We start from the raw sequence: 4319 nt of genomic DNA on the forward strand, positions 1-4319 counted from the left end.
ACCCCGAGCTGGCGATAGACTGGCCGATAAGAGAGGGCGTCATAGTGAGCGAGAAAGACAGGAAGTGCCCCGGGTTCAGGGAGGCCGAGAAGTTCGGGTTCCCCGGGAAAAGCTAGCTTGTAGCCGGCTCCTCTCTCGCGTCTAGTACACCGTCGTAGTTCCTGGCCACCCACTCGTCAATGTACTTTTTGAGTAGCGAGGCGCGGACGAACGAGCCGAGCACCGCCTTGGCTGTGAGCGGGATGACGGGCGCCCTGTGGACGTCTATGACCATTCCCCTGGCCTCTAACAGGCGGGCGAGCCTTAGGCCGTCCGCGACAGTCCTCAGGACTAGCCTGTCCTTGTACCTGAGGAAGAGGAGACCTGCCTTGACCAGCCTGTACACGGGTGCCACGCCCCTGAGCCTGCTGTTACTCACCCGGGCGAGTGCGACCCCGTTTCTCGCGCTGTAGTACTCGGCCAGGAGCCTGCGGGTTCTCTTTCTTCCTAGGGTGGCCGACCTGTAGTGCTCTGCCACGGCCTTCTCTAGGGCCACGGAGGGATGTCCGCAGCCCCATAGCTCTAGGCCCAAGACGTTGTCGTCGCCGTAAGCGAAGAACTCGCCTACGAATAGCCGCTCCCCGACGCACTTGAGCACGTGCTCCACCCTGTAGAGGGAGCAGGAGCCGTCAGCGTATGAAACGTAGACGGGGTGCCTCAGGATCCACGGGTAGGCTTTTTCGACGCCGAAAGGGTGGGAGACCAGCATCTCGTCCACGTAGTCGCCGGCCGTGTCTATAAGTCTCGTCCCCAGCTTGAGGACCACGCCCTGGACGGCGGCCACCCGGGGATGCTCCTCGAGGTAGTCCACGAGCGCTCTCAGGCCGTCCGGGTAGATCACGGCGTCGTTGTTTAGGAGGAGGACGTACTTGGAATCCCTGTCCCTCGCGGCGAAGCCCAGGTTGCTCCCGCCCGTGAAGCCAAGGTTCGAGCCCGCCCTGACAACCTTGACCCTCACGCCTCCCCTGTGCGCCTCCAGGTAGCCCCGCACACTCTCGAAGCTCCCGTCTGTCGAGGCGTTGTCAACGACGACAAGCTCCAGCATGTCAGGAGGGTAGTCCACGGACAGGACGGACTCGAGAGACCTCAAGACTACCCCGATAAACTTGGAGGAGTTGTAGTTGAGCCAGATGACCGTGACCCTGGGGGGCAAACACCGACCCCAAGAGAGAAATGGAGGTGCCCGGCTTATAAGCAGGAGAAGAACTGTCTGTTCCTAGAGGCGACCATAGACGACCCCGAAACCACGGGACGTCCTGGACCATCCGGGGGAGCAGACGCTCGCATGGAAGAGGGAGCTATTCAAGAGTAGTAGTGGTGGGACTGCTAGGCTGTAGCGTGGTTGCCTAGTGGGGGCTACCCTGTTTTAATGCCTGGCTAGACATTTTATCAACTCTGGTCACTATGGGTAGAGCAGTTGTCCTGTCGGGCTGCGACGGTAGCGGTAAGACGACCGTTGCGAGGGCCCTTTCCTCCTACCTGGCGGCCTCTCACAGGGCCTCGACCCACTGGTTGAGGGGGAGCCACCTCCACGTCTCGCTACTCTACAGGCTCCTCTCTAAGACGAGGGCTTTCAGCGGAGCCGACAACCCCTACTACAAGCTATCGGTGCCGCCGGGCCTCAGGGGGCTGTTCGCGCTACTGGAGTTCACGGGGTTCCTACCCCAGCTGCTCGCGAGGCGGCTGAGGCTCCTCTTCAGCGACGTCGTCGTGTGCGACAGGGGCGTCTTGGACTTCCTGGTCTGGGTCTCGGCCACGCTGAGGTACGGGGGCTTCCTCGGGACAGCGCTCGGCAGGTTCCTGCTAGCCCTGGCCTCCAGGGAGAGGCCCGTCGTCCTTACAGCGAGGCTGGACGTGCTGAGGAGGAGGGCCGACGTGCCGCCCTCTTTCCTTAAAACAGAGTACGCCTACTACACTGTACTGGCGAGGTACATCGCCTCAACAACTGTGGACACCTCTAGTAGCAGGCCGGCCAGGACAGCCGCGGAGGTGCTGTATAGGCTTGAGCTCTAGGACCCTGAGGCTGGTCAGGGCGCTGGAGGGCCTGGAGAAGCCGGGGGAGGGCGAGCTGGGGGAGCTGGTCGAGGCGGCTGGCTTGAACAAGGTGCTACTGGGCTTCCTCAGGTCTGCGGGCGTGGAGGGCGAGGCGAGGCGCCGCGAGGAGGAGAGGTACAAGTGGTTCCGCAGCGTCGTGGGGGAGGTGGCCGGCGCGCTGAGGGGGCTGGACTACGCGCTACACAAGTTCAGGAAGCCGGTGGAGCACGTCTCGGTCGACGTAGACGTCCTGGTCGACGCGCGGCAGCTACCCGAGGCGGTCAAGAGGCTGGCGTCGAGGGGCTTCAGGGTCGAGGTCTGGGAGAAGTACACGGTCACGATGACGAGGGGGCGGGCTATAGTAGACCTCTACACGCACCCCTCCTTCGCGTGGGTTGTTTACCTAGACGGGGAGGAGCTCCTCGAGTGCTGCACCGAGGAGTTCGAGTGGGAGGGCCTCGAGCTCAGGGGCCTCACAAGAGAGGCGGAGGTAGTCGTCACAGCAGCCCACGCGGTGTACAAAGAGCACGTCTACCTCCTAGCAGACTACTTCACGGTGAAGAAGTGGCTCAACAAGAGGGCCCTAGACCTCGCGATAGAGCTCGGGGTAGAGGACTCCCTCAGGGCGTCCACGCGCTTGAACGAGCTGGTGGACAGCGGGCTGGTAGAGCTCCCCTCGAGGATACCGGTCTCCTACCTAGCCGGGGCCTACGCGCGCAAGCTGTTCAGGGACAGCGTGTTCAGGTCGACCCTAGTCAACGCGCTGGAGTACATGCTGACGGAGAGAGCCGGTAGATCGGTCAAGTGGAGACTGACGAGGGCCTCCTACTAGGCCCTTCCACCGCGTGCGGGCGGTAGCGCGGCTACGCGTAGCCCGGGTGACGAGGCTCTACTACTTCAACGCCTATATGCCGGCCGGTAGTAAAGCACCCGGCCCCGCCCCTAAGGCGGGGAGGGTGCAGGTGGTTGATCCTCTGGGGGTACCTGCGAGGTCTGCGGACTTTTGAAGTTTTATTAGCGAGCGGGCCTCTAATCTAGCTAGCGTACACGCGGACAGGCAACCAGCGGTGTGCTCGGTTGGGCAGGCTCGTCCTCGTCACGGGGGGAGCGGGGTTCATCGGCAGCCACCTCGTCGACAGGCTAGTCCTCGAAGGGTACAGGGTCAGAGTCGTCGACAACCTCAGTAGCGGCAGGCTCGAGAACCTGGAGAGGCACAGGGGGAGTAGCTCCGTTGAAGTAGTGGTGGGCGACCTCAAGGACCCCGGCACGGCCCTCAAGGCCGTGGAGGGCGTTGAGGCGGTCTTCCACTTCGCCGCGAACCCCGAGGTGAGGGTCAGCACCACCAACCCCGAGGTCCACTTCAGCGAGAACGTGGTGGCGACCTTCAACCTCCTCGAGGCGATGAGGAGGAGGGGCGTGGGGGACCTCGTCTTCGCCTCGTCGAGCTCGGTCTACGGGGAGCCGGGCCACATACCGGTGGGCGAGGAGGAGCCCGTGAGGCCCGTCTCGGTGTACGGCGCCAGCAAGGCCGCCTGCGAGAACCTGATGCACGCGTACTCCAGGCTCTACGGTATCAGGGCCGTCTCCCTCAGGTACGCCAACATCGTGGGGCCCAGGCTGAGGCACGGCGTTATATGGGACTTGGTAAACAAGCTCCTGGCAAACCCCAGGGAGCTCGAGGTGCTGGGGGACGGGACCCAGACCAGGAGCTACCTCCACGTGTCCGAGGCAGTCGAGGCCACTCTACTAGCCTGGCGGAGGGCGGGGGAGGGCTTCGCCGTCTACAACGTCGGGAACGAAGACTGGATAACCGTCAACGACGTGGTGAGGATAGTACTGAGCGAGATGGGGCTGGAAGGGGTGAAGCTGGTCTACAAGCCCGTGGCCCACGGCGTGGGCTGGCCGGGGGACGTGAAGCGCATAGCCTTGAGAATAGACAAGTTGAAGAAGCTGGGCTTCAGCCCGTCTATGAACTCCACGGCCAGCGTTTCTGCTACCGTTAGGGCGTTGCTTGAAGAGATAGGGAGAGGGGCACCCCGCAACTAGCCGCTCGCCAGCCCCTGGACGAGTGGTCTCGAGACCTGCGAGGGCCCGCCACCACGTCCACCTACGGGGGCGGGTCGGCGGGCCACGCCGTACGCTCTACTCCGAGGGCTCCGTGCTACCAAACACAGGGCTCCCGGGGAAGCCTGTTCACGAGCCCCTGGCTGGTGGGCAGCACGACAAAAAGGCCTTTGAGAGCCTCT

Annotated in this window: 4 protein-coding genes; 3 read left to right on the top strand and 1 reads right to left on the bottom strand. The window is 63.4% G+C overall.

All coding sequences use genetic code 11. From position 1 onward, the window contains the following. Window positions 1–112 precede the first annotated feature (112 nt). Complete coding sequence (locus tag ACP5VX_RS06360) at window positions 113–1192, bottom strand: glycosyltransferase (protein ID WP_428725047.1); 1080 nt, start codon at window positions 1190–1192, stop codon at window positions 113–115. A gap of 251 nt (window positions 1193–1443) precedes the next feature. Between ACP5VX_RS06360 and ACP5VX_RS06365 the strand changes: the two genes are divergently transcribed. The 3 genes from ACP5VX_RS06365 (at window position 1444) to ACP5VX_RS06375 (ending at window position 4119) form a co-directional block, all read left to right on the top strand. Next, on the top strand, window positions 1444–2052 hold the full coding sequence (locus tag ACP5VX_RS06365) for a thymidylate kinase (protein ID WP_428725048.1): 609 nt from the start codon (window positions 1444–1446) through the stop codon (window positions 2050–2052). Then, window positions 2042–2905: a nucleotidyltransferase family protein gene (locus ACP5VX_RS06370; protein ID WP_428725049.1), complete on the top strand. Its 864-nt coding sequence runs from the start codon at window positions 2042–2044 to the stop codon at window positions 2903–2905. The genes ACP5VX_RS06365 and ACP5VX_RS06370 overlap by 11 nt, the downstream gene beginning before the upstream one ends. A gap of 245 nt (window positions 2906–3150) precedes the next feature. Further along, on the top strand, window positions 3151–4119 hold the full coding sequence (locus ACP5VX_RS06375; RefSeq protein ID WP_428725050.1) for an SDR family NAD(P)-dependent oxidoreductase: 969 nt from the start codon (window positions 3151–3153) through the stop codon (window positions 4117–4119). The last annotated feature ends 200 nt before the right edge of the window (window positions 4120–4319 follow it).

Origin of the sequence: Thermogladius sp., from assembly GCF_049970955.1 — an archaeon.
Taxonomy (GTDB): domain Archaea; phylum Thermoproteota; class Thermoprotei_A; order Sulfolobales; family Desulfurococcaceae; genus Thermogladius.

What these genes read in the sequence shown, in the direction of transcription:
- ACP5VX_RS06365 (WP_428725048.1), top strand. Translation starts at nt 1,444, where the DNA reads ATGGGTAGAGCAGTTGTCCTGTCGGGCTGCGACGGTAGCGGTAAGACG.